This is a genomic window from Ellagibacter sp. (assembly GCF_048412355.1).
Taxonomy (GTDB): domain Bacteria; phylum Actinomycetota; class Coriobacteriia; order Coriobacteriales; family Eggerthellaceae; genus Ellagibacter.
In genome coordinates, this window is the sequence record NZ_DBFSAP010000024.1 from 43,655 (window position 1) to 65,363 (window position 21,709).

At 62.7% G+C, this 21,709-nt stretch carries 19 protein-coding genes and 1 tRNA gene; 6 read left to right on the plus strand and 14 right to left on the minus strand.

The features are described from left to right. Positions 1-10 precede the first annotated feature (10 nt). From ACMRQN_RS03715 to ACMRQN_RS03730, 4 genes are all read right to left on the minus strand, one after another. Positions 11-1,567 carry an NYN domain-containing protein gene (locus ACMRQN_RS03715; protein ID WP_418733875.1) on the minus strand — a complete coding sequence of 519 codons (1,557 nt, stop codon included), beginning with the start codon at positions 1,565-1,567 and terminating at the stop codon, positions 11-13. Positions 1,568-1,716: 149 nt separating this feature from the next. Further along, on the minus strand, positions 1,717-3,048 hold the full coding sequence (locus tag ACMRQN_RS03720; RefSeq protein ID WP_418733876.1) for an MATE family efflux transporter: 1,332 nt from the start codon (positions 3,046-3,048) through the stop codon (positions 1,717-1,719). Between the two features lie 3 nt (positions 3,049-3,051). Continuing rightward, positions 3,052-3,846 carry a MarR family winged helix-turn-helix transcriptional regulator gene (locus tag ACMRQN_RS03725; protein WP_418733877.1) on the minus strand — a complete coding sequence of 265 codons (795 nt, stop codon included), beginning with the start codon at positions 3,844-3,846 and terminating at the stop codon, positions 3,052-3,054. 536 nt (positions 3,847-4,382) lie between these two features. Continuing rightward, complete coding sequence (locus ACMRQN_RS03730) at positions 4,383-5,528, minus strand: aminotransferase class V-fold PLP-dependent enzyme (protein WP_418733878.1); 1,146 nt, start codon at positions 5,526-5,528, stop codon at positions 4,383-4,385. 129 nt (positions 5,529-5,657) lie between these two features. On the opposite strand from ACMRQN_RS03730, the gene pyrE reads away from it, so the two are divergent. Continuing rightward, on the plus strand, positions 5,658-6,338 hold the full coding sequence (gene pyrE / locus ACMRQN_RS03735; RefSeq protein WP_276995576.1) for an orotate phosphoribosyltransferase: 681 nt from the start codon (positions 5,658-5,660) through the stop codon (positions 6,336-6,338). A gap of 100 nt (positions 6,339-6,438) precedes the next feature. On the opposite strand, the gene ACMRQN_RS03740 is transcribed toward pyrE, so the two are convergent. Further along, the gene (locus tag ACMRQN_RS03740) at positions 6,439-6,969 is read right to left on the minus strand and encodes a hypothetical protein (protein WP_418733879.1); all 531 of its coding nucleotides are present in this window, start codon (positions 6,967-6,969) and stop codon (positions 6,439-6,441) included. A 411-nt stretch (positions 6,970-7,380) separates the two neighbouring features. On the opposite strand from ACMRQN_RS03740, the gene ACMRQN_RS03745 reads away from it, so the two are divergent. After that, positions 7,381-7,455 (plus strand) — tRNA-Thr (locus tag ACMRQN_RS03745). 60 nt (positions 7,456-7,515) lie between these two features. Here the strand turns inward: ACMRQN_RS03745 and ACMRQN_RS03750 are convergent. Continuing rightward, the gene (locus tag ACMRQN_RS03750; protein ID WP_296060921.1) at positions 7,516-7,977 is read right to left on the minus strand and encodes a universal stress protein; all 462 of its coding nucleotides are present in this window, start codon (positions 7,975-7,977) and stop codon (positions 7,516-7,518) included. A gap of 211 nt (positions 7,978-8,188) precedes the next feature. Here ACMRQN_RS03750 and ACMRQN_RS03755 point away from each other — a divergent pair, with 211 nt between their 5' ends. Both ACMRQN_RS03755 and ACMRQN_RS03760 read left to right on the plus strand, forming a co-directional pair. After that, on the plus strand, positions 8,189-9,838 hold the full coding sequence (locus ACMRQN_RS03755) for a putative DNA modification/repair radical SAM protein (RefSeq protein ID WP_418733880.1): 1,650 nt from the start codon (positions 8,189-8,191) through the stop codon (positions 9,836-9,838). Beyond that, positions 9,835-10,707: a TIGR03915 family putative DNA repair protein gene (locus ACMRQN_RS03760; RefSeq protein WP_418733881.1), complete on the plus strand. Its 873-nt coding sequence runs from the start codon at positions 9,835-9,837 to the stop codon at positions 10,705-10,707. Before ACMRQN_RS03755 ends, ACMRQN_RS03760 begins: the two co-directional genes overlap by 4 nt. Here ACMRQN_RS03760 and ACMRQN_RS03765 read toward each other — a convergent pair. The 8 genes from ACMRQN_RS03765 to ACMRQN_RS03800 form a co-directional block, all read right to left on the minus strand. Further along, a complete protein-coding gene (locus ACMRQN_RS03765; protein ID WP_418733882.1) occupies positions 10,629-11,597 on the minus strand; it encodes a radical SAM protein in 969 nt (322 codons plus the stop codon). The genes ACMRQN_RS03760 and ACMRQN_RS03765 overlap by 79 nt on opposite strands. Positions 11,598-12,026: 429 nt before the next feature. Further along, complete coding sequence (locus ACMRQN_RS03770; protein WP_418733883.1) at positions 12,027-12,986, minus strand: NAD(P)-binding domain-containing protein; 960 nt, start codon at positions 12,984-12,986, stop codon at positions 12,027-12,029. 8 nt (positions 12,987-12,994) lie between these two features. Then, entirely contained in the window at positions 12,995-13,918 is a 924-nt protein-coding gene (locus ACMRQN_RS03775) for a DegV family protein (RefSeq protein ID WP_418733884.1), read from the minus strand. Between the two features lie 60 nt (positions 13,919-13,978). Next, the gene (locus ACMRQN_RS03780; RefSeq protein ID WP_418733885.1) at positions 13,979-15,433 is read right to left on the minus strand and encodes a nicotinate phosphoribosyltransferase; all 1,455 of its coding nucleotides are present in this window, start codon (positions 15,431-15,433) and stop codon (positions 13,979-13,981) included. 9 nt (positions 15,434-15,442) lie between these two features. Then, positions 15,443-16,894 carry a regulatory iron-sulfur-containing complex subunit RicT gene (gene ricT, locus ACMRQN_RS03785; RefSeq protein WP_418733886.1) on the minus strand — a complete coding sequence of 484 codons (1,452 nt, stop codon included), beginning with the start codon at positions 16,892-16,894 and terminating at the stop codon, positions 15,443-15,445. After that, positions 16,872-18,023 carry an ATP-binding protein gene (locus tag ACMRQN_RS03790; protein WP_296060896.1) on the minus strand — a complete coding sequence of 384 codons (1,152 nt, stop codon included), beginning with the start codon at positions 18,021-18,023 and terminating at the stop codon, positions 16,872-16,874. Before ACMRQN_RS03790 ends, ricT begins: the two co-directional genes overlap by 23 nt. After that, positions 18,016-18,879 carry a dTMP kinase gene (tmk, locus tag ACMRQN_RS03795; protein ID WP_418733887.1) on the minus strand — a complete coding sequence of 288 codons (864 nt, stop codon included), beginning with the start codon at positions 18,877-18,879 and terminating at the stop codon, positions 18,016-18,018. The genes ACMRQN_RS03790 and tmk overlap by 8 nt, the downstream gene beginning before the upstream one ends. A 6-nt stretch (positions 18,880-18,885) precedes the next feature. After that, positions 18,886-20,040, minus strand: coding sequence for an NAD(P)-dependent malic enzyme (locus ACMRQN_RS03800; protein ID WP_418733888.1), 1,155 nt, complete (start codon positions 20,038-20,040; stop codon positions 18,886-18,888). A gap of 240 nt (positions 20,041-20,280) precedes the next feature. Here ACMRQN_RS03800 and ACMRQN_RS03805 point away from each other — a divergent pair, with 240 nt between their 5' ends. Together ACMRQN_RS03805 and ACMRQN_RS03810 are read left to right on the plus strand one after the other, a co-directional pair. After that, on the plus strand, positions 20,281-21,150 hold the full coding sequence (locus ACMRQN_RS03805) for a fumarate hydratase (RefSeq protein WP_418733889.1): 870 nt from the start codon (positions 20,281-20,283) through the stop codon (positions 21,148-21,150). Positions 21,151-21,152: 2 nt separating this feature from the next. After that, positions 21,153-21,707 (plus strand): FumA C-terminus/TtdB family hydratase beta subunit, encoded by a 555-nt coding sequence (locus tag ACMRQN_RS03810; RefSeq protein ID WP_417062938.1) that lies wholly within the window; start codon positions 21,153-21,155, stop codon positions 21,705-21,707. Positions 21,708-21,709: the final 2 nt, after the last annotated feature.

A 21,709-nucleotide genomic window follows, 5' to 3' on the forward strand; every position in this document is an offset into this window, starting at 1 on the left:
GGGGGCTCCGTTATTCCTTCGCGACCCAGTTCTCACGGCCTTGCTTGTACACGCGCACGCCCTCGACGTCGGCGAGGTAACCTGCAAGATGCGGATACCCGAGTTCGCGAACTTTGAAGGACTTGAAGCGCGTGCGCACGCGCTTCGAGAGCTCAGCAACGGCCATGCCGTCCTTGCCCGACGCCGCCACTTCCGCGCGGATGAAGTCATCAGGGGCCGTAGGAGCCGCAGGAGCCTTACGCGAACGGCTGCGGCGGCGTTTCGCGGGCGCCTGGGACTTGCTGTCTTCGCTGGAATCGCTTGCCACCTGCTCCTGGTCCTTGCCGGCACGGTTCGCCTCGTCGGCAACCTGCGCCTTGCCAGCCTGGTCAGTCCCAGCAGCCGCCTTGTTCTTTCGCGCGGTGGGCGCCTTTTTCTTGCTCGCCCCATCGCCCTCGGCCGGCTTAGCCTCACCGGCTGCCGCAACTTGAGCCTCGACCTCTTCGGCCTGCGAGACGCCAGTCTCATCGGAAGCAACCTCCTGCTCCCCTGCGGGCGAATCGCTGGACTTACCCCGCTGATCGGCCGATACCGTCTGCGACTCAGCAGTCTCAGAGGTTGCCTCCCGCTGCCCGTCGATTGTCTCATCAGCCTTCGTATCGGCAGATTCACCCTGTTCAACGCCAGAAACCTTGGAGGATTTACGGCGACGGCGGCTGCGGCGGCGCGACTTAGAGCTGTGCGAGGACGCATCCTCGCCACCCTCGCTCTCCGAATCCTCGGAAGCGCACGCAGTTTCAGCTTGCTCGCCCGCTTGCTCGCCAACGCCCTCGGAATCAGAAGGCCTCTCAGCCGCCGCACGCTCATGCTCGGCGCCTTCCGCAAGCTCGACCCGCACGTTCGAGCCGTCCTTGCGAATGGTGACGCTCTTGAACTCGCCGAGAAGCTTCGAGAGCAGGTTTGTCCCGAACGAGCGCACGTCGAAGTCGGGGTAACGCTTGAGCAGGCGGCTTCCCACCTCGCCCAAACCCGTCGACTTCCCGTTGTTCTGGTTGTCGGTGATGATGTCGACGACTGCGCGCTCGACTTCCTCGATGGTCAGGCTCGATGAGGAGCCGTTCGCCTTGTCGCGGCGCGCCTCGCCGATGAGCAGCTCAAGCGTGGTGAAAATGTCGCATGCCTTGCGAAACGGCGTGGGCGTTTTCTTCTCGCCCATCCCGATCACCGTAAGGCCGCTCTCGCGGATACGGCTCGCCAGGCGCGTGAAATCGCTGTCGCTCGACACGAGGCAGAAGCCCTCGACCGAGTTCGTATAGAGGATGTCCATCGCGTCGATGATCATGGCCGAGTCGGTGGCGTTCTTGCCGACGGTGTAGCTGAACTGCTGAATCGGCGTGATGGAATTGTCGAGCAGCGCGTCTTTCCACTTGGCATGCAGGGTGCTCGTCCAGTCGCCGTAAATGCGCTTGTAGGTGATGGTGCCGTACTTCGAAAGCTCGTCGAGAATGGGCTTGATGTACTTCGATGAGACGTTGTCCGCGTCGATAAGCAGCGCAAAGCGCTTGTCAAATGAGGGTTTTTGTTCCACAGGTTCTCCTTTTGCGGCGCCCGAGAAGGGGCGCTCATTGTTCGCCCCCATGATACAACAGCACTCCCATCACCGCATTATCCTCACAAAGCGCACGGGCACGCCGCGGCGAGCGAAAGCGGGGCGCACCTTCCGCGACGCGGAGGGCGCTAGACATAACCGTAGTGTTTGCGCAGGCCGACGAGAAAACCGCCGGTAAGAAACATCGATGCGATTTCGGCGACCACGATGGAAAGCCAGATGCCGTCGACGCCGATGATCGCAGGCAAAAACATCACCGCCGCGCACTCGAACACGAGCGTGCGCAAAAACGATATGAGCGCCGAGACGAGGCCGTTGTTGAGCGCAGTGAAGAACGCCGAGCCGAAAATGCTCACGCCCACGAAGATGAACGCGAGCGAATACTCGCCGAGGGCGGCGATGGTCATCTCGCACAGGGCGGGGTCGTATCCCACGAACACCGCCGCAAGCGGGTGCGCAAAGAGATGCGTCAGCACGGTGATCAGCACGCCCCCCGCCACCATCACGCCTAGACAGGTGCGGAACAAGCCCTTGAGCTCGGCGGAATTCTTCGCACCGTAGTGGTAGCTGATGATGGGCGAGGATCCGACTGTGAAGCCCATGAGGAGCGACACGGCGATCCACGCAACGTACTGGATAACGCCGTAAATCGCGACGCCATCAGGACCGATATAAGCCATCAGCTGGAAGTTGTAGACCATCGACACGAGCGACATGGAAAGGTTCGAGACAAGCTCCGACGAGCCGTTCACGCAGACGCGCCCCAAAGCCCGCACGTCGATAAGCGGGCGACCCAGGCGCAGCGTGCTCGAGTTCGGCCGCGCAAAATAGAGGAACGGGATCGCGCCGCCAAGGACCTCGCTTATCGCTGTCGCCAGGGCAGCGCCCGCCAAGCCCCACTGGAGCACGATGATGAACAGGGCGTCGAGCGCGATGTTGGCGACGCCGGCAACCACCATGACGCAAAGCCCCACTTTGGGCTTGCCTGCAGCGGTCAACAGGCTCTGGAAGGTTTCCTGCAGCATGAAGAATGGAAGCGAGAACGCCAGGATGCTGCCGTACACGACGCATTCCTCAAGCAGCGATCCTTCGGCCCCTAACGCACCGGCGACAGACCCTACGGCCACGAACACCACGACCCCGCATGCAATACCCACGATGAGCGTCGCGTACACGATAAGCGAGAACAGCCCGCGGGCACGCTTGTCGTCGCCCTCCCCCATCGTTTTGGCGACGAGCGCCGTACCGCCCGTTCCGAACATGTACCCGAGCGCACCGAGCATCATGAACAGCGGATAGACAAGGTTTAAGGCAGCGAAGGATTCCTTGCCGACGAAATTCGACACGAACAGGCCGTCGATCACGCCGTAGATCGAGGTGAAAAGCATCATGGCGCAGGTGGGGGCGGTGAATCGCGCGAGCCGCCCGAGCGTGAAATGGTCGGAAATCTGGATCGCCATGGCTTATCGTACTTTCTTATTCGGAGAGGAAAGACACTCGCCCGAGGGCGCACCCTCGCCCTCCCCGCCGCGCTTGGCAGCCCCGTCGTTCCGAGGTGCGGAAGCGTCGCCTTGCGCTGCAGCCTTGACTCCTCGGAGCGCAGCTTCGCCATCCAGAAGCGCGGCCTTGCTGCTTTGCGAGGTCAGGAGCACCCCGGGGATATCCGCGAAATGCGAGCGCAGAGCATCGGTGTAGCGCCGCCCGAGGAGAAGCGACAGCACGAGCTCCCTGTCGTCGAATTCCCTCAGCGCCGCAAGCTCTGCCTCGATCATAGGGACGATGGTACGCTCGGCGAGCTCAAGGCCCACCGGAGTCAGATGCGCGAGCAGACCGCGACGGCCCGGACCGCTCTTGAGCACGACCACACCCTCGCGTTCGAGCTTGTGGATGGAGCTGTTCACCGTTTGCTTGCCGATGCACATCTGCACGCAAATGTCACGCTGAGAGATGCCCTTTTCGCCCGCAAGGAAGATGGCGTACAGAATGCTAAATGCGCTCTCGGAGATTCCAAACGACGTCGCAACGTCGCGATAGAGCTGGTTCTGCTCACGCCAAAAACTATCGAGCGCCTCGTAGGCGCGCGCGATATTGCCTGGGACAGAAGTGCCCAACGGGCCCGAAGCGCCCATCGGGCTCGAGTCGCTCAGCGGGCTTGCACTTGCCAACCTCGCTTCGCCTGGCGCGGTCGTGTCCGCCGAGCTTGCCGCGTTTGAGTTGCCCATCGCGTTTATGTCGAGCGTCGAATTCCCTTTGCTCATCCTTGCCCTTTAGTCCGATTTCGTACTATTATTGTACTGTAGTACGAAATCGGACTCACGAGAACACCGCGCACGCAATATGCACAACTAAAGCTCGCCTTCTTAGGTGGGAAACGCAAGAAATCGCATTTATAAGGAACCTTTGTAATTCAAAACTGCAGGTCAGCGCTCTGCCGTTCAATTAATTAGGACTCTAGCTGTACAAGAATGACGATAATTTGCAAAACAAGAGATAGTCTCGCGGCGTATTCCCTCACTTCGTCGCCTCAATTAACGGAATGCGCAGAGATATTCCCCACTTTGCTAGATTTTGGGGAATATTTTAATTAGTAGCCATACTATATTTGAAAACTATCGTCGTTTTTGTACACAACCCCGCTGTGCGCCCACCGCCGCACCGTCACGCCGCACGGCAGCACGCCCCCCACCGCACGGCTCTACCCCACAACCACACCGCGCGACCGCAAGACCCCGCCGCCGCATGATTACGCAACCCCATCGCCCGGCCGCAGTCCCGCCGCGCCGCACGGCGTTCTCTAGCTCGCTCGACACGCAATTCTCTCCACAGCCTCAAGCGTGGCGTCAACCTCAGCCTGCGTGTTGAAGCTGGAGAAGCTCACGCGCACAACGCCCTGCTCAGCCGTGCCGAGCGCCTTGTGCATAAGCGGCGCGCAGTGGGCGCCGGGGCGCGTGCAAATGCCGAAATCAGCATCGAGTCGCGCGGAGACCTCGCCCGAGTCGGCGTCGCCGATGTTGAAGGCGACGATTCCCGAGCGCCCAAAGCTCGCGTGCCCGCCGTACACCACGATCCCAGGAATGCTCGCCAACCCGCGCTCAAAGCGCTCGACAAGCCCCGCCACCTGGGCAGCGATCGCAGCCGGCGTTTTCTGCGCCACGTATTCCACGCCAACGGCAAGCCCCGCCAGACCGTGCGCGTTCTCCGTCCCCGCCTCAAGCGCCTCTGGCATGAATAGCGGCTGGCGCTCGTCGAAGCTGTGCACGCCCGACCCGCCCTCGAGAAGCGGCTCCACCTCAAGCCCCTCGCGAACGATGAGGCCGCCTGTCCCCTGCGGGCCGTAGAGGCTTTTGTGCCCGGTGAAGCAAAGCACGTCCGCCCCAAGCGCGGCCATATCAACCGGCATCGCGCCCGCTGTCTGCGCCGCATCCAGAACGAACAGCGCGCCCGCGTCGTGCGCCATCGCAGCCATGCGCGCGACGTCGTACACATCGCCCGTCACGTTCGACGCGTGCGTGGCGGCGACCAGGTTCGCGCCCCCCTCGAGCGCGCGCTCGTAGGATTCCCAGTCAAGCGACCCATCAGGAAGAATGCGGGCAACCTCCACCTGGGCCCCGCGCATGTCGCGAGCGCGGAAGAGCGGCCGCAGCACCGAGTTGTGCGACGCAGCCGTGGTAATAGCGCGTCCCCCATCAGGCAAAAGACCCGCAAGGGCGATATTGAGCGCCATCGTAGCGTTCATGCTAAACGATACACGGGAAGCGTCCGGCGCACCGAGCAGCGCCGCCACAGCAGAGCGCGCCTCGAACACGGCCATGCTCGCCGCGAACGCCGCCGCGTGCGACCCGCGCCCCGGACCGCCGAACGAGCCGATCGCGTCGGCCACCGTGCGAGCCACACCGTCGGGTTTCTTAAGCGTCGTCGCCGCATTGTCGAGGTAAATCACGTGAGCGCCTTTCGGGAAATCCGCCCGCAGGCGATCAGTGTCCACCGCGGGCGTCGAGTTCTTGTATAGTGGAATCATACCGCGAAAACGAATCGCGCGGCCACGCGCACGACAGGGAAAGGACGTCCCATGGAGCAGTACAAGCAGGAGTTCATCGAGTTCATGGTCGAAAGCCATGTGCTCAAGTTCGGCGAGTTCACATTGAAAAGCGGCCGCAAGTCCCCGTTTTTCATGAACGCAGGCGCCTATGTGACGGGCGACCAGCTGCATCGCCTGGGTCTCTCCTACGCGCGCGCGATCCACGACAACTTCGGGCTCGACTTCGACGTCGTGTTCGGCCCCGCGTACAAGGGCATCCCCCTGTCGGTCGTGACGGCGATGGGGCTTCACGAGCTCTACGGCAAAGAGGTGAAGTACTGCTCGAATCGTAAGGAAGCGAAAGACCACGGCGAAGGCGGCAACCTGCTCGGGCACGTGCTCGAAGACGGCGACCGCGTTGTCATGGTGGAAGACGTCACCACGTCGGGCAAGTCGATCGACGAGACCTACCCCCTCATCACTGGCGCCGCGAATATCGAGGTCAAAGGCCTTATGGTCTCGCTCAATCGCATGGAGGTCGGCAAGGGCGGCGTGAAATGCGCCTGCGACGAGGTGTCGGAGAAGTACGGCTTCCCCACGGCGAGCATCGTAAACATGGCCGAAGTGACCGAGTACCTCTACAACCGCGAAGTGCAGGGTGAGGTCCTCATCAACGACGACATCAAAGCTGCTATCGACGCATATTACGAAGAATGGGGCGCGAAGGAATAGCGCAACCACTTGATTAAGCGGGCGAGAAGGCACCGGGGCACACCAAGCCGCACCTCCTCGCCCGACCCAGCCAAGCGACACCCCCCCGCCCGGCACCACGTTAATGGATGATTTCCGCGTTTCTCAGCATGTTCTCGGCGAGAGCGACTTCCTGCGCGCGATCCTCTCCCTCAACCGGTCCGAGATACGTCACGCCCACGCCAATGAGCCGATCGTTCCAAAAATAGCTTGCGGCGCGTATCTCTCCGGCCTTGTCCTTGTACTTCTTCTCATATGCGGCGTAAATGAGAATAGACCCACCGTTTCCTTTGTCGATATCGTCAACGAGGCGAAATCCCGGATCGGTCATCTCAGGACGCGGAAGCGTGAAGTTATCAATGGCGCTTTTCACATCTTGGCTGGAGACATCGCCATCATCGACCTCGGAAAACATCGAGAGCGACCGAAAGTTATGATCTTCCTCCTCGTCCGACACCAAAAACGTCGAGTCAAGACCGCTCACTTCGCTTGAAGAGAAAAGCGAGCAATACGCCTCGAGAAACATGCCGAATCCTTTTTCGTGGTAGAAGCTGCCCTCGGGAACAACCGCGTAAGGTTCCTCGTAATAAATGCGCAGCTTTCCGTTATCCACATGGGGAGACGCGTTGCCGCCGTCGCTTAAGGAGCAAGCAGCCAGCGCAAAAACAGCCACCGTGGAAAGACATGCAACCAGAACGACGAGGAGGAAACGCGACGCATGGTTCCTACGCCCCCGCAACCCCCGATTTCGATTATCACTAGATTTCGATAGCATTTTCTTCGGTTCCTATCTCATGCATGTTGCACGCAGGATCTCTTATCTTGCCATATCCCCACGCAAAACCATCACTGCCAGAAAAGAGCTCATTGGAGTAATGGCTCTCGTCATCGGGACCTGGGCGGAATATAGGGCAGCCTCGACGCCACCCCGACACGCCCCTTGCTGCGCGCCGATTCCTTCCAGGATTTCCCTCTTTTCAGTTGGCGCGTTTTGACTTATCATGTTTGCTTGCGCAAATCACATGCCGGCGTGGCTCAACGGTAGAGCAACTGATTTGTAATCAGTAGGTTGCGGGTTCGATTCCTGCCGCCGGCACCACGTAAAAGCAATCCCCCATCTGGTGGTTCGTCCTTTCCAGATGGGGGATTTTTTCGCTCGCTAGTCTTTCACCACGAGAACGGGAACCTTCGCCTCTTTCAGCACGAAGCTCGACACGCTGCCCAGGATGCCGCGCAAACCGCCGAGGCCGCGCGATCCCATGATGATGAGGTCGATGTTGTGCGCCGCCGCATACGCGACGATTTGCACGCCGATCGTCGTCTCAATCTGCACCTCGACGTGGATCTCGTTCATAAGCCCGCGCGTCGCGAGGCGGACGTCGCGCTCGAGCTTCCTTTGGGCCTCGTTTTGGGCATCCTCGAAAGCCTCTCTCATGCCAACGGGAACCGCCGCGCCATATGAAGAGTCGAGCCGCTCGATCACCTGATGCTCGATGTCCGAAATCTGCAGCACGTGAAGCGCGCAGCCCGGATCCTCTTTCGCGTAGCGGGCCGCTTCCTCGAGCGCCGCATCGGCAGACGCCGAACCATCGTAGGGAACTAAGATATTGTCATAGAGCATGGCTGCCCCTTCCCCATCGTGCGTGTAAAACGCAATCCAGAAGACGGCGATGCAGCGATCGCCTTGTGAGTTAATAATAGCGCGCTTCACTATCTGCGAACAGGGATTATGACGAATTTTCTCCCTCGTCGGGAAAGAAAGGCGCAGGCATTGCGCATCGGTTCGAAGCTTGTTAAAATACGAACAAATATTCGAACGAACAGGTGTACTCATGAACATCGCCGACAAGCTGGAAATCCTCGCTGACGCCGCAAAGTACGACGTTGCCTGTACATCTTCCGGCGTCGACCGAGGGGCGCGGCGCGGGCAGTTGGGAAACGCCCTTGCCGCGGGATGCTGCCACAGCTTCACCCCCGATGGGCGCTGCATTTCGCTTCTGAAGGTGCTCATGACCAACGTCTGCGTCTATGACTGCGCCTACTGCGTGAACCGCGCAAGCAACGACACCACTCGCGTCGCGTTCACCCCGCGCGAGCTTGCCGACCTGACGATTTCCTTCTATCGGCGCAACTACATCGAGGGGCTGTTCGTAAGCTCGGGCGTTCTGAAAAGCCCCGATTACACGACCGAGCTTCTGATCGAAACGCTGCGCATCCTGCGCGATGAATATGGGTTTCGCGGGTACATCCACGCGAAGGCCGTGCCCGGCACCTCGCCCGAGCTGATAAATCGGCTGGGACGCCTGGCCGACCGCATGAGCGTGAACCTGGAGCTCCCCTCCCAGAGAAGCCTTGCGCTACTGTGTCCGCAAAAGCGTAAGCAGCAGCTTCTAGCTCCGATGCGCCAGATTCGCGACTCCATGGCAGAAGATGCCGACACACGCGCCCTCGCGCGCAAGAACACGACATACTATTCGCAAAATCGACCAGCGAAACGCGAACGGGCTTTCGTCCCCGCAGGCCAAAGCACGCAAATGATCATCGGCGCCACACCCGAGAACGACTTTCAAATCCTGAATTTATCGGCGGCGCTCTATCGCACGCTCTCGCTCAAGCGCGTGTTCTTCAGCGCCTACCTGCCGGTAACCTCCGATGAGCGCCTGCCCGCATCGGGGGCGGTGGAGCTCGATCGCGAGCATCGCCTCTACCAGGCCGATTGGCTTATGCGCTTCTACAAGTTCGACGTGAGCGAGATAATCGACGAGGACAACCCTTACCTCGACCCGCAGCTCGACCCGAAGGCGAACTGGGCCGTCAACCACCTGGAGCACTTCCCCGTAGAGGTGAACATGGCCCCGCTCGAAATGCTCCTGCGCGTCCCTGGCATCGGTCCACGCGGGGCGCGCCTTATCGTGAAAGCCCGGCGAACCTGTTGCCTGCACGAGCCCGAGCTGCGAAAACTCGGCATCGCCTACAAACGCGCGCGGTTCTTCATCACCTGCAACGGAAGGTACGCAGGCGCAGACACGCCCTTCACCCCAGGGGCCCTGCGCGCGCAGCTTGCCGCCCCTATCGACGGAGGAAAGCACGGACGGCGCGCGGCGAAGCAATGCCAGGGGCAGCTGAGCCTCTTCGACCCACTTGAGGGACAGGATCTACATAGGAATCGAATCGAGGGAGCGCACGAACGCGGCGCGCTCCATGACGCGCAAGGGGCGATTGCACGCAAATACAACGCGCTCGACGCATCACGAGGGGCGAACGCACATGGCACGTCCGCGTACTCAGCAAAGACGGGTGTAAGCGATGCCCTCGAAACCTCGCATGAGGCAGGCGCAAGCGGTACCCGTACGACCGCGCAGAAGACAAGTGTATCAAGCTCAAGCCCTCGCAGCCTCCCTGAGAAAAGCACCCTCGCCAGCCAAGCCGACGGCCTGTTCGGGTGGCAGCATGCCATCGACAAGCAAAAGGTTTGCGCATGATCGCCGCAGAAGAGCCGCTCTCCCACGTCGCCTATGTCTACGACGGAACGCCTGAGGGGCTGCTCACCGCGGTGTTCCAAGCCTACGCGAACCATGAGGACCCTGAGGATATCGCACGGGAATCTTCGTTTCAACCGCGTCTTGGGCAAAGCGTGCGCACGATAGAGTCCGACGCCAAGCTCGCCGAGCGTGTCAAACGCGGGCTGGTGCGCACAACGGGGAAAGCGGGGTTCAACGCCGTGCTGCACGCCGCACTCTCCGACGACGCACAAGCGGGCACCATCGTCTATCGGTTCATCCGCTACGCTATGAGGGCTGACGCGCGCCGAGCGGCGATCGGAGAAATCGCACACCCGGCCGTCGCCCCGCTTGTCGCACTCGACCGATCGATAATGAATGAGCGGCATTACCTGCAGCAATTCCTTCGCTTCGAACGCCTTGAGGGCAACGTATGGTTCGCCCGCTGCTCCCCGAAGGCATCGGTTGTGCCGCTGCTTATGGGCTGGTTCTCGGCGCGCTTCAATGACGTCCCCTTCATGATTTACGACGAAGCGCACCGCATAGCGGGAATCTACGACGGATCGGGGTGGCAGCTCGTTCAAGCCGACGAAGTCAATCTCCCCGAAAAAGCAGCTGACGAACAGATGATGCAGCAAGCATGGAAGCGGTTCTACGACGCCGTCTCCGTCGATGCGCGCTACCACCCCGAGCTCCGCCGGCAATTCATGCCGAAACGATTCTGGAAGCATATGCCCGAAATGGACGAGCGCGGCGACACATCAACAGGAGCCTACTCGCTCAACACGCCCTCGAGGTCGAAGGCGGGGATAAAGCTCTCCTCGGCAGCACCGCCCTCCTGCCAGAAGTAATCCTCGATTCCGAGCGAGTCAGCAAAATCAAGCAGTCGCTCATAGTCCTCATCGGGAACGCGTCGGGCGAGCTCGGGACAGCGCTCAAGCTCGCGGCGAGCCCAGGTGTCGCCCGCCTTGGCGCTATCAGACAAAACGGGAGTGTACTGGTTCATAAGCGAGAGCAGAACCGAACTGCCGAAATGCTTCCACACCGTTTGAACCACACGTTTCGAGTCCTCGAGCGCACCGGGCAGCATCAGATGGCGCACCACCACCCCGCGCGTCATGCGCTCGTCGCCCTCGTACTCGTCAAAGCAAGGGTCGCCCACCTCATCGACCATGGCAGAAAGCGCATCGAAGGCGACCTGGGGATAATCGGGAGCCTTTGAGTATCGCGCGGCAAGCTCGGAGGAGGCGTATTTGAAATCGGCGAGATAAACATCCGCATAACCTCGGTTTTCGCGGATGGCACGAACCGTCTCGTATCCCGAGGTGTTCCAAACGACGGGAAGGTTCATCCCCTGCCTCCGCGCCAAATCGAGCGCGGCGCGCGCATGCGGCGCGAAATGGGTCGGCGTCACAAGATTGATGTTGAGCGCGCCCTTCGCCTGAAGCTCGGAGTAAATCTGCGCTAAACGCTCAATCGATATCTCAGCCCCTGCCTCGCCGTCGGCAATAACGGCGTTCTGGCAGTAGATGCAGCGAAGCGGGCACCACGAGAAGAACACCGTGCCCGACCCGTGCGTGCCGCTGATCGGCGGCTCTTCCCAGAAATGCAGCGCAGCACGGGCGATACGTAGGCGTCCATCGGCCCCGCAAACACCACGAGCCCCCGCGCTGCGGTCAATTCCGCATGCTCGAGGGCAAAGGTCGCAAGAAGATATGTCGATTTCGCTTTGAAGCATCATTCATTCCCGTCGTTTCGACAAGCCGAGATTACCTCCGTGCTCAAACAGTCCTGCTTTGGCGAACAGTCCACTGGACTGTTCGCGTCGTGCGGAACTGCGCGCGGAGGCAATTCTCGACTCGTCGAAACTGCTATTCCGTCCATCGAGTCAAGCCGCAATATGTAGCCTGCGAGTATTCGGGGCCGCCTCCGCGCGCAGTTCCGCAGCGCAGCGAGGACTGTCTGAGCACGGAGGTGGCGCCGGGTGCTCGCAGGCGGACGAGCCTAACGTTTATCCCACCGAGCTCCCGACCCGCCGAATTAGCCGTGAAATGCATCGGTATCAAGCCAATATCAGCAGCTCGAGAGCAGGTGCCGCCGCATGCTCCCGAGCGGACAGGTCAAACTAGTTCGCAAGATTCGCGCGAATCATAAACCAGAGCAGCCAAGCTTAGTTCGCCGAGTACCCGAATCCGCCGTGGTCGTGATGATGGCCGCAGCCGCAATCGTCTTCCTCGTCATCGTAGCCGTAGTCGTCGTCATCGTCAGAACCCTGACCATATGCTTCCTCAGCACGCGACCAGTCGAGACCATTCTCGGCGCATTCGGCTTCCTCGCCGTAGACCAACGCCAAGGCTGCCGGCGACTTGAACGAGCCTCCGATCACCTCGAGCAGCTCCACGAGGTGCATCGTCGATTCCGCCTGCGGAAGGATCAAATCGGCATCGTCGGCACTTGCGAGCGCGGCCTGCAGCTCCGAGAGGAACATCTCCGCCGTGAACGCGCCCTCGAAGCGCTTTTCGCGAACAGCCTCGAGCATGCGCTCGGCGGGCTCGGAGAGGCCGGAAATCGCTACATCGGAGAGGCCATTACCCAAAGCGGCACGGTGCGCGGCGCGGACCAGCGCGTTCGCCTCAATCGCGGAGACGACGGCAGCCGCCTCCTGCAGGGTACGAACAGCACGCATGAGCTGAGCCGTTCCTGCAGCGCCGCATTCCACCACACGGCCGCAGACTGCATGGAGAAGCCCTTGCGCCGCGGCGACGGCGTCCTCTTCGCCCGCAACATAGCAAACGAGATTCTCCTCGTCAAAGGGGCGCGGATCGAGCATGTCCTCAAGGGCGATCGGCGCCTCGACGAACCCCAGGTCGCTCACCGTGGCGACCGCGCCGAGTTCGCGCGCAAAGCCGGGCGTCGATGCAGAGAAGTCGATGAGCACCGCGCCGGGATGCGCCGACTGGACGAACCCGCCTTCGTCGAAGTACGCGTCCTCGAGCGCCGACTGCGAGGTGCAGAACGTGATGACGGCGCTTGCCTCCTCGATATCGGCGCAGCGCTCGAAGCCAGCGTTCGCCAAGCGCACGGCGATATCGTCATGGAAGTTCTCGTCACCGAAAAAGATATAACGCATGGGACCCCCTAATTGCCTTTCACTTTACGGGCGATGCGGTCTGCCACGGAAAGCTCCTCGCGGCGGTCCTTGCCCCAAAACACCACGGCCAGCATGCCCGGCCCCACATGCGACCCGATGACCGGGCCGATGCTGCTCTCCAAAAACAAGATGTTCTCGTCGATCTTCGAAAGCGCCTCTTTCAGGCGATCGGCATCCTTCGGGCAGTCGGCGTTGCCGATAACGGCGAAGCGCGCAGCCCCTTCGTCCGCGACATGCTTTGCGTAGTACTCCGCAAGCTGCTTGGTGCCCTTTTTCCGTCCGCGCGCGACGCCGGTGAGCGAAAGCTTGCCGTCGAGCGTGAGGTTGAGCAGCGGCTTCACGTCGAGCTTCGATCCGGCGAGCGCAACCGAGGCGGGGATGCGGCCACCACGGCGAAGCGCTTCGAGGTCATCGACCATGAACTCGGCGTCGATGTAGTAGCGCGCCTCCTCAGCCCAATCCACCATCTCCTTGGCGGTAAGCCCCCGGTCACGCTGGCGAATGGCCTCATAGACCAAGAACCCTTCGGCAATCGAGGCCAACAGCGTGTCGACCACGTACAGCTCGGCGTCGGGATGCTCGGCCACAAGCTGGTCGCGGATAATCATAGCGGTGTTGTAGCTGCCAGACAGGCCGCTTGAGAAGCTCAGGCACACTGTCGGGACGCCGGATTCGATCGCGCGGGTGAACACATCTTGGTACACCGTGATCGGGACCTGGGCCGTCGAAGGCTCGTCGCCGTTGCGCATCGAATCGAAGAAGTCGTGCGCAGAGCGCGAGCGGTACATGTCATCGGAATGCTCGCCGTCGCCGGCGATGTAGGGAAACTCGATCAGCTCGATACCTTCGCGATCGACCAGTTCGAAGGGCAGATCGCAACAGGAATCGATAATCAGGTTGCAGGCTGGCATTCATTCTCCTATCTCATGCGGCGCCGCTCGTCGAGGCGCCAGCGTATCAGATTCCACCCGCTACTCGAAGCCGCGCAACTTCGCGACCAGGTCGCTTCGGTGTTCAAACAACCCGTGCTCGAGTCCCACCGGATACGAATGCGGGTTGAGCATGCGCTTTTGGCTCTCGTCGAGCGTGGCAAGCCCCGCCCTCGCGCGCTCCCTCGCGGCGAGCGCATCGCGGAACTTAGGCGCGAGCACCGTCTTGCCGTTGCGCGCGAGCGGCGCAAGCAGTGTCTCGAAGCGCTTGCCGCCCAGACGCTTGCGGCGCAGCGAGTCGAGCGGGTCGACGATCGTCTCGCACTCCTGTACGCCAGCGTTGGTGTCGAACACCATGTCGCCTGCGATGTGGCCGTCCTCGTGGTAGTAGCGGCGCACATCGAGGACGCCGGGGAACGTGAGCTTTTTGGCCGACTCGGAGATCTTCAAGTGATCGACCCACTCGCTGCCCGGCTTGCGCGTCGCGGAGAGCTTGTAGACGCCGCCGAGCGTGGGCTGATCATAGGCGCAGGCGAGCTTCGTACCCACGCCCCAGGCGCTCACCTGAGCACCCTCTTCGAGAATCGACTGGATCGTGTACTCGTCGAGATCGTTGGAAAGCACGATGCCGCAGTCGGTCAAGCCAGCAGCGTCGAGCTTGCGGCGCGCCATCTTCGCAAGCCATGCCAAGTCGCCCGAGTCGATGCGGATGCCCGAGAGCTTCTCACCGCGCTCGCGCATCTCAAGGCCGACGGTGATCGCGTTGTCGATACCCTGCTCGACGTTGTAAGTATCCACGAGCAGCGTGCAGTTTTTGGGAAACGCCTCCGCATAGGCGCGGAACGCCTCGAGCTCGGAGGGGAACGCCATGACCCACGAGTGGGCGTGCGTGCCCGACACAGGGAGGTCGAACATCTTGCCCGCGAGCACGTTCGAAGTCGATGCGCAGCCGCCCACGATGCTCGCGCGCGACGCCCACAGGCCGCCGCCCGCGCCCTGGGCACGGCGCAAGCCGAACTCGGCCACGGGCGCACCCTGCGCCGCAAGGCACACACGCGCGGCCTTGGTCGCAATGAGCGTCTGGAAGTTCACGCAGTTGAGAAGCGCCGCCTCGAGCAGCTGGCACTGCATAATCGGGCCCTTGACGCGCACGAGAGGCTCGTTCGGGAACACGACCTGCCCCTCGGGCACGGCATCGATATCGACCGTCAGCTTGAAGTCGCGCAGCCATTCCAGGAAATCGGCGGCGAACAGTGCGCCGCCGCCCGGAGCGGGAATCTTCGAGAGATAGTCAATGTCCTCGCCCGAGAAGGCGTAAGTGTCCACCATGTCCGCAAGCTGCGCCATGCCGCATGCGATGGCATAGCCCCCTTTGAACGGGGTGTCGCGGAAATACATATGGAAACATGCCTCGGTGTTCTCATGCCCGGAATCGCGATAGCCCTGAGCCATCGTGATCTCGTACAAGTCCGTTAAAAGCGCGTAGTCGATGGGCATTTGCTCTCCTTAGCCTTCGTTTTGCGAGCTGCCGCCGGCCTTGTGCGAGCGCCTGCGCGCGCGACGATGCTCGTTTTGCGAGGGAGCTCCGCCCTGCGCAGAACGCTGGCCGCCCTCTCCCTGCTGGCGCGACCCCGAAGACGATGCCTGCTTTTGAGGCTTCGCGCGAAGACCCGAGGACTTCTGACCGGGGCGGGGACCCGACTTCTGCTGGCCTTTCCCCTCTTCTTTGGCGCGCTGAGGCTTTTGATGTTTGGCCGAGCGCTCCGCGGACTGCTTGCCCTGCTTGCTCTCGCCCGCCTTCTGATCGGGGCGTCGGCGCGGCTTGCGTTTGGAAGAGGACCCGCGGGAGGCCTGCTTGTCCTGCTTCTTCTCCTGGGAATCCTGCTTGGAGGAGCGATCGCTTTCCGCAGAGACCTTGGTCGACCGGCGACGGCGCGCGCGATGCGGCTCTTCGGCCGAGCGCTCGTCTGCAGCGCCCTTGCGCGAGCGCTTTGAGGAACCCGTGCGGCGCACGCTGCCCGCTTCCGCAAGCTTGTCCCTGCCGGTAAACTGGTCGGTCGAGAAGAGCGCATTGGAGGTGAACTCCGGCTCCTCGGGAGCGTTCGCCTCGTCCCACGCCTCCTGCCCGATCGTGTTCGGGCGCGTCCCCTCCTCGGGCGCATCGAAAGCGGAAAGCGGCACGCGAACGGGCTTCTCGCCCTCAAGGCGCACCGAGACGACCTCGCGCGGCACGTCCAAGTCGACAACCTTCGCCGGGCCATCAGGCGTTTTCACCGTGGCGTTCTGCTTGGGGGCGCGACTCTTGAAGTCCTTGTACGCGTCGAACTCGTAGCGCAAACAGCACATGAGACGCCCGCACACGCCGGAAATCTTCTGCGGGTTGAGCGAGAGGTCCTGCTCCTTGGCCATGCGGATGGACACGGGGCAGAACTCGCCGCCCAAGCGGGCGCAGCACAGCTCCTGGCCGCAGTGACCGAGGCCGCCGACCATGCGCGCCTCGTCACGCACGCCAATTTGACGCATGTCGACGCGCACATGGAAGCGCGAGGCGAGCTTGCGCACGAGCTCGCGAAAGTCGACGCGCTCCTCCGCCTCGAAGTAGAAGACCGCCTTGTCGCCCTCGAGCAGGTATTCCACCGACACCGGGTGCATGTCCTCGTTCGCCTCGGCGGCCATCTCCTTGAAGATGGGCAGCGCCTCGCGACCGAGCCGCTCCATCTCGGCGGCGCGCTCCACGTCCTCGGGCGTAGCGATGCGCTTCACGGGCTTGAGCGGCGACTTCAGCTTCTTCACCTGGTCTTCGTCGATCTCGAAGACGTCGCCTGCGGCATGGCCGAACTCGACGCCTCGCGCGGTGAGCACCACCACGTCGTCGCCGTTATGAATATCCAGATCACGCGGGTCGAACCACAGCGTGCGCGGATTGAATGCGAGCCTAATGGGCGCGACTCGAACCATACAGAACCTCTCTCACTTCAAACAGCATCGCATCGATGCACGTTTCTGGGGAAACATTATACGAGATAGCCTCGTCGCTTTCGCGCAGCGCGGCCAGCGCGGCGGCCGCTCGGGCCTCGTCGGTGCGCGCGGCGGCCATCTCGATCTGCGCCTTGACGTCGACATTCACGATGAACTCGGGCGTTCCAGCGCAGGTCGCCATCACATCGCGCAGCCAAGAGCTCGCAATCGAGAAAACCTGGTGGAGCGCCTGCGAGGTCTTCGCCGTGATCTGGCGCTTGTTTCGCGCCTCGATCTGGCGAATCGCCGACTTGGCCAGGAAATCAGCGTTCTCGGAAAGCTCCGCCTCAAGCGCTGCGCGGACGTCGTCGAGCGGCGCCTTCGCAGCCCTCACGAGACCAGCAGCGAGCTCTATGATATCCCAATCGTCGGCGGTGGCGAGCCGCGACATCGCGTCGACCACGCCCCTGCGGAAGGCGAGGCTGTCGTTGGACTTCAAGAACTCGCACGCGCGCGTGATCGACCCCGAGCACGCCTCGATGGCGATGCGCGCAGTCTCGATCGAGGCGCCCGTGTTCTGACGGATGATGCCCGCAGCCTCGGTTGCAGGGATATGGCGGAACGGAACGACCTGGCAGCGCGAGACGATCGTCGGGAGCACGCTTTCGCGTGTGCGGCCCAAAAGGACGATCATCACGTTTGCAGGCGGCTCCTCGAGCGTCTTTAGGAAGGCATTCGCCGCGGCGGTGCCCAGCATGTCCACGCGGTCGAGGATATAGACCTTCGACTTCGCCTGGATGGGAGCATAGGAGACGTCCGACACGATCTCGCGAATCTGCTCGACCAAGTAGCCGCCCGCACCCTCGGGCGCATAGTAGCGCACGTCGGGGTGCTTGCGCCGGGCGATGCGCGAGCAGGCGTCGCATGCCCCGCACAAACCTCCGCGCGGACCCTTTGCCCCCTTCGGGCAAAGGTACGCCTGGGCGAGCGCATATGCGGCAGCGGTCTTGTTCGAGCCGGCGGGGCCGCAGAACAGATACGCTTGGCTCACGTGCCCGCCGCGGACGCTCGCGCGCAAGAAGTCGCGCACCCGCGGCTGACCGAATATGTTCTCGAACGCGTCAGCCACGATGCCCCCTCTTTCCCCGGCCGCCGCGCTTGCGCTTCGCCTGGGGCTTGCCCTTGGCCGCGCCCTCCACGTGGGGCCCAGAAGGCTGGGGGTGCGTCGCGCCCTCCGCGCGGGCGGAAAGCTCGGGAAGGATATCGACAAGCTCGGCGGCGACGGCAGCGGCGGTCGCCTTGCGCGACGAGCTGGAGCGCACGATGCGGATTCGCTTTGGGTCGCGCTTGGCAAGCTTTATGAAAGCCCTGTTCACACGCGAATGGAATACTTCTCCCGCCTGCTCCATCCTATCCCCCGCGCCAGCACCTGTCGCCCGGGCAAGGCTTTTGCGTGTGTTGCCGAGCACGAGGAGGATGGTGCGGTCGGGAACGATGCCGCCCGTGGCGAACGTGTTCGCTCGTCGTACGAAATCGAGGGAAAGGCCGCGCCCGTAGGCTTGGTAGGCGATCGTCGAGTCCGCGAAGCGGTCGCAGAGCACCACCGCTCCCCTTTCGAGCGCGGGGCGGATGACCTCGCAGACCAGCTGGGCGCGGGCGGCCTCGTACATCAAGAGCTCCGCCTCGCTCGATATCTCGCCGTTTTCGGGGTCGAGCACCATCGCCCGAAGCGACTCGCCGACGCCTGTGCCGCCAGGCTCGCGCAGGCACACGACCTCGCGACCCGCGCGGCGAAGCTCGTCGGCAACGAAGCGGATATGGGTCGATTTCCCCACGCCGTCGCCGCCCTCGAACGTGACGAAGACGCCGCGGGGGGAGTTTCCCTCGGGCTGGCCGCTTACGGGCGCCCCCTGCGCATCAAAGCCTTCGCGCTCCGAAACGGGCTGCGCAGGCTCGGCGGTATGTCTTTCGGGCGTCAACGGCATGGACTCCTAGTCCGCCACGCAGTCGCGCACAGCGGCGGCAACCGCCTCGACGGCGCGCGGGTCGAAGGGCTCAGGCATGATGAAGTCCTCGCAAAGCTCCTCGTCGGACACGAGAGCGGCGAGCGCAGAGGCGGCGGCGAGCTTCATGTCGTTGGTAATGCGCGTCGCGCGCGCCTCGAGGGCGCCCTTGAAGATGCCGGGGAAGGCGACTACGTTGTTGATCTGGTTCGGGAAGTCCGAACGGCCCGTGCCTACGACGCGCGCGCCCGCGCGGCGAGCCACGTCGGGATAGATCTCGGGAACGGGGTTGGCCATCGCGAAGAGAATCGCGTCGTCGTTCATGGAGGAGACCATCTCCTCGCTCACGATGTTCGGGGCGGACACGCCGACGAAGATGTCGGCGCCGCGCATCGCGTCGGAGAGGGTTCCCTCCTCGTCCGCGAGGTTCGTCACCTTGAGCATGGCGCGCTGAGCGTCGGTCACGCCCTCGGACTTCGAGCAGATGATGCCGCACTTGTCGCACAGGATGAGGTTCTTGAAGCCGTAGCTTAGCATGAGCTTGGCGATGGCGATGCCCGCCGAGCCCGCGCCGTTCACGATCACGCGGCACTCCTCCTTCTTCTTGCCCGTAAGGCGAAGCGCATTAATGACGCCGGAGAGCACGACGATGGCGGTGCCGTGCTGATCATCGTGGAACACTGGGATATCGAGCTCGTCGATAAGGCGGTTCTCAATCTCGAAGCAGCGCGGCGCCGAGATGTCCTCCAAGTTGATGCCGCCGAACGCAGGGGCGAGGCGCTTGACCGTCTCGACGATCTCGTCGACGTCCTGGGTATCCAAGCAGATGGGCACGGCGTTCACATTGCCGAAGGCCTTGAAGAGGGCACATTTGCCTTCCATGACGGGCATAGCGGCTAAAGGACCGATGTTGCCCAGGCCAAGTACCGCCGACCCGTCGGAGACGACGGCGATGGTGTTCGCCTTCTGCGTGTAGGTGTAGGCGAGCGCGGGGTCCGCCGCGATCTTCTTGCACGGCTCGGCGACGCCCGGCGTATAAGCGAGCGCCAGATCCTCGCGCGTCTTGATCTCCATCTTGGGAACGGTGTCAAGCTTGCCTTGCCACTCTTCGTGCAAACGCAGCGATTCCTGCGCGATATCCATGCCTTACCTCCGAGCCTTCTCGCTTCGTACGCGCCCTTGCGCGCTTCTATACAACCGTAAAAGTATACCGCTTCGGTGCCGCAGTACCGAATCCACGCGGGCAAGCGCACAGGCAATCCATCGAGCGGGGCGGGGCCAACACGGCGACAGGCGCTCACCCTGCCGCTGTTCGAGGACCCACGCGAAAGGCGGCGGCTCGTGCTACACTCAACGCATTTGCAAGACGAGAAGGGAAATCGAGTGGAACGCGAGAACAATACCCTCACGGCGAAGCGCGTGGCGAACGCGACCTACGACGCGATTCGCGCTGCCGCAGTCGGGCTGCGCGAAGACGTGCTCTGCGGCCTTACTGCCGCACGGAAAATCGAGGAGCAGCCGCGCGCACAGTCAGTGCTCGACTGCCTGCTGGAGAACGCGCAGATCGCGCGCGAGGACGGCGTGCCCCTGTGTCAGGACACGGGAACCTGCTGGGTGAGGCTCGAGGTTGGCGAGGAGCTCTCCATCCCCGGCGACATCCTCTCGCAGGTCGACGATGCGGTCGCGCGCGCCTACACCAACGGGCGTCTGCGCATGAGCGTGGTGCGCGACGCGCTTTTCGACCGCGCGAACACGGGCGACAACACGCCCGCTTTCGCCGAGATCGCGACCCGGCCGGGGCACGGCGCGACGCTGCACGTTCTTTTGAAGGGCGGCGGGTCGGACAACGCCTCCCGCGTGGTCATGCTCGCCCCCGGCGCGGGAATCGAGGGCGTGAGAAACGTCGTGCTCGACTGCGTGCGCGAGAAGGCAGCCAACGCCTGCCCGCCGCTTATCGTGGGCGTGGGCGTGGGCGCCACCTTCGACAAGGTAGCGGGACTCGCCAAGCGCGCGCTTTTGCGGGAAATCGGGAGCCCCGCCGCATCGCCTAAGCACGCTGCCTTCGAGCGCGAGCTGCTCGAGGCCATAAACGCGACCGGCATAGGCCCTGGGGCGCTCGGTGGCAAGACCACGGCGCTCGCCGTGCACCTGGAGACGGCGCCTTGTCACATCGCGGCTCTCCCCGTTGCCGTCAACATGGGGTGCTCGGCTATGCGCAGCGTCTCAATCGACCTTTTGAGCTGGGAGGACTAACCATGAGCGAACCCATCCGCATGACCTTGCCAGCCGATCGTGAAAAGCTGGCAGAACTGCGCATCGGGCAGGAGGTGCGCCTTACGGGGGCCGTGTTCACAAGCCGCGACGCAGGGCATGAGCGCATGCTCGCGGCCCTGCGGGAAACAGGCGAGCTCCCCTTCGGGCTCGCGGGCGAGACCATCTTCTACGCAGGCCCCACCCCGCCAGCCGCAGGCCGCCCGCTCGGAAGCGTCGGCCCCACGACGGCAAGCCGCATGGACTTCGCGACGCCCGAGCTCATGGACGCGGGGCTTGCCGCCTGCATCGGCAAGGGAAAGCGCTCTCAAGCCGTCATCGACGCCTGCGTACGCAACCGCTGCGTCTACTTCGCGGCCGTCGGCGGCATAGCGGCGCTGCTCGCGAAGCACGTTACCGAAAGCGAAACCGTCGCTTGGGATGATTTAGGGACTGAGGCGCTGCGCCGCATCGAGCTTATCGACTTCCCCGTCTTCGTGGCCGTCGACTCCCAAGGCGGCGACCTCTATCGGGCGATCGAGTCGGGAGAGCAGCTGTAAAG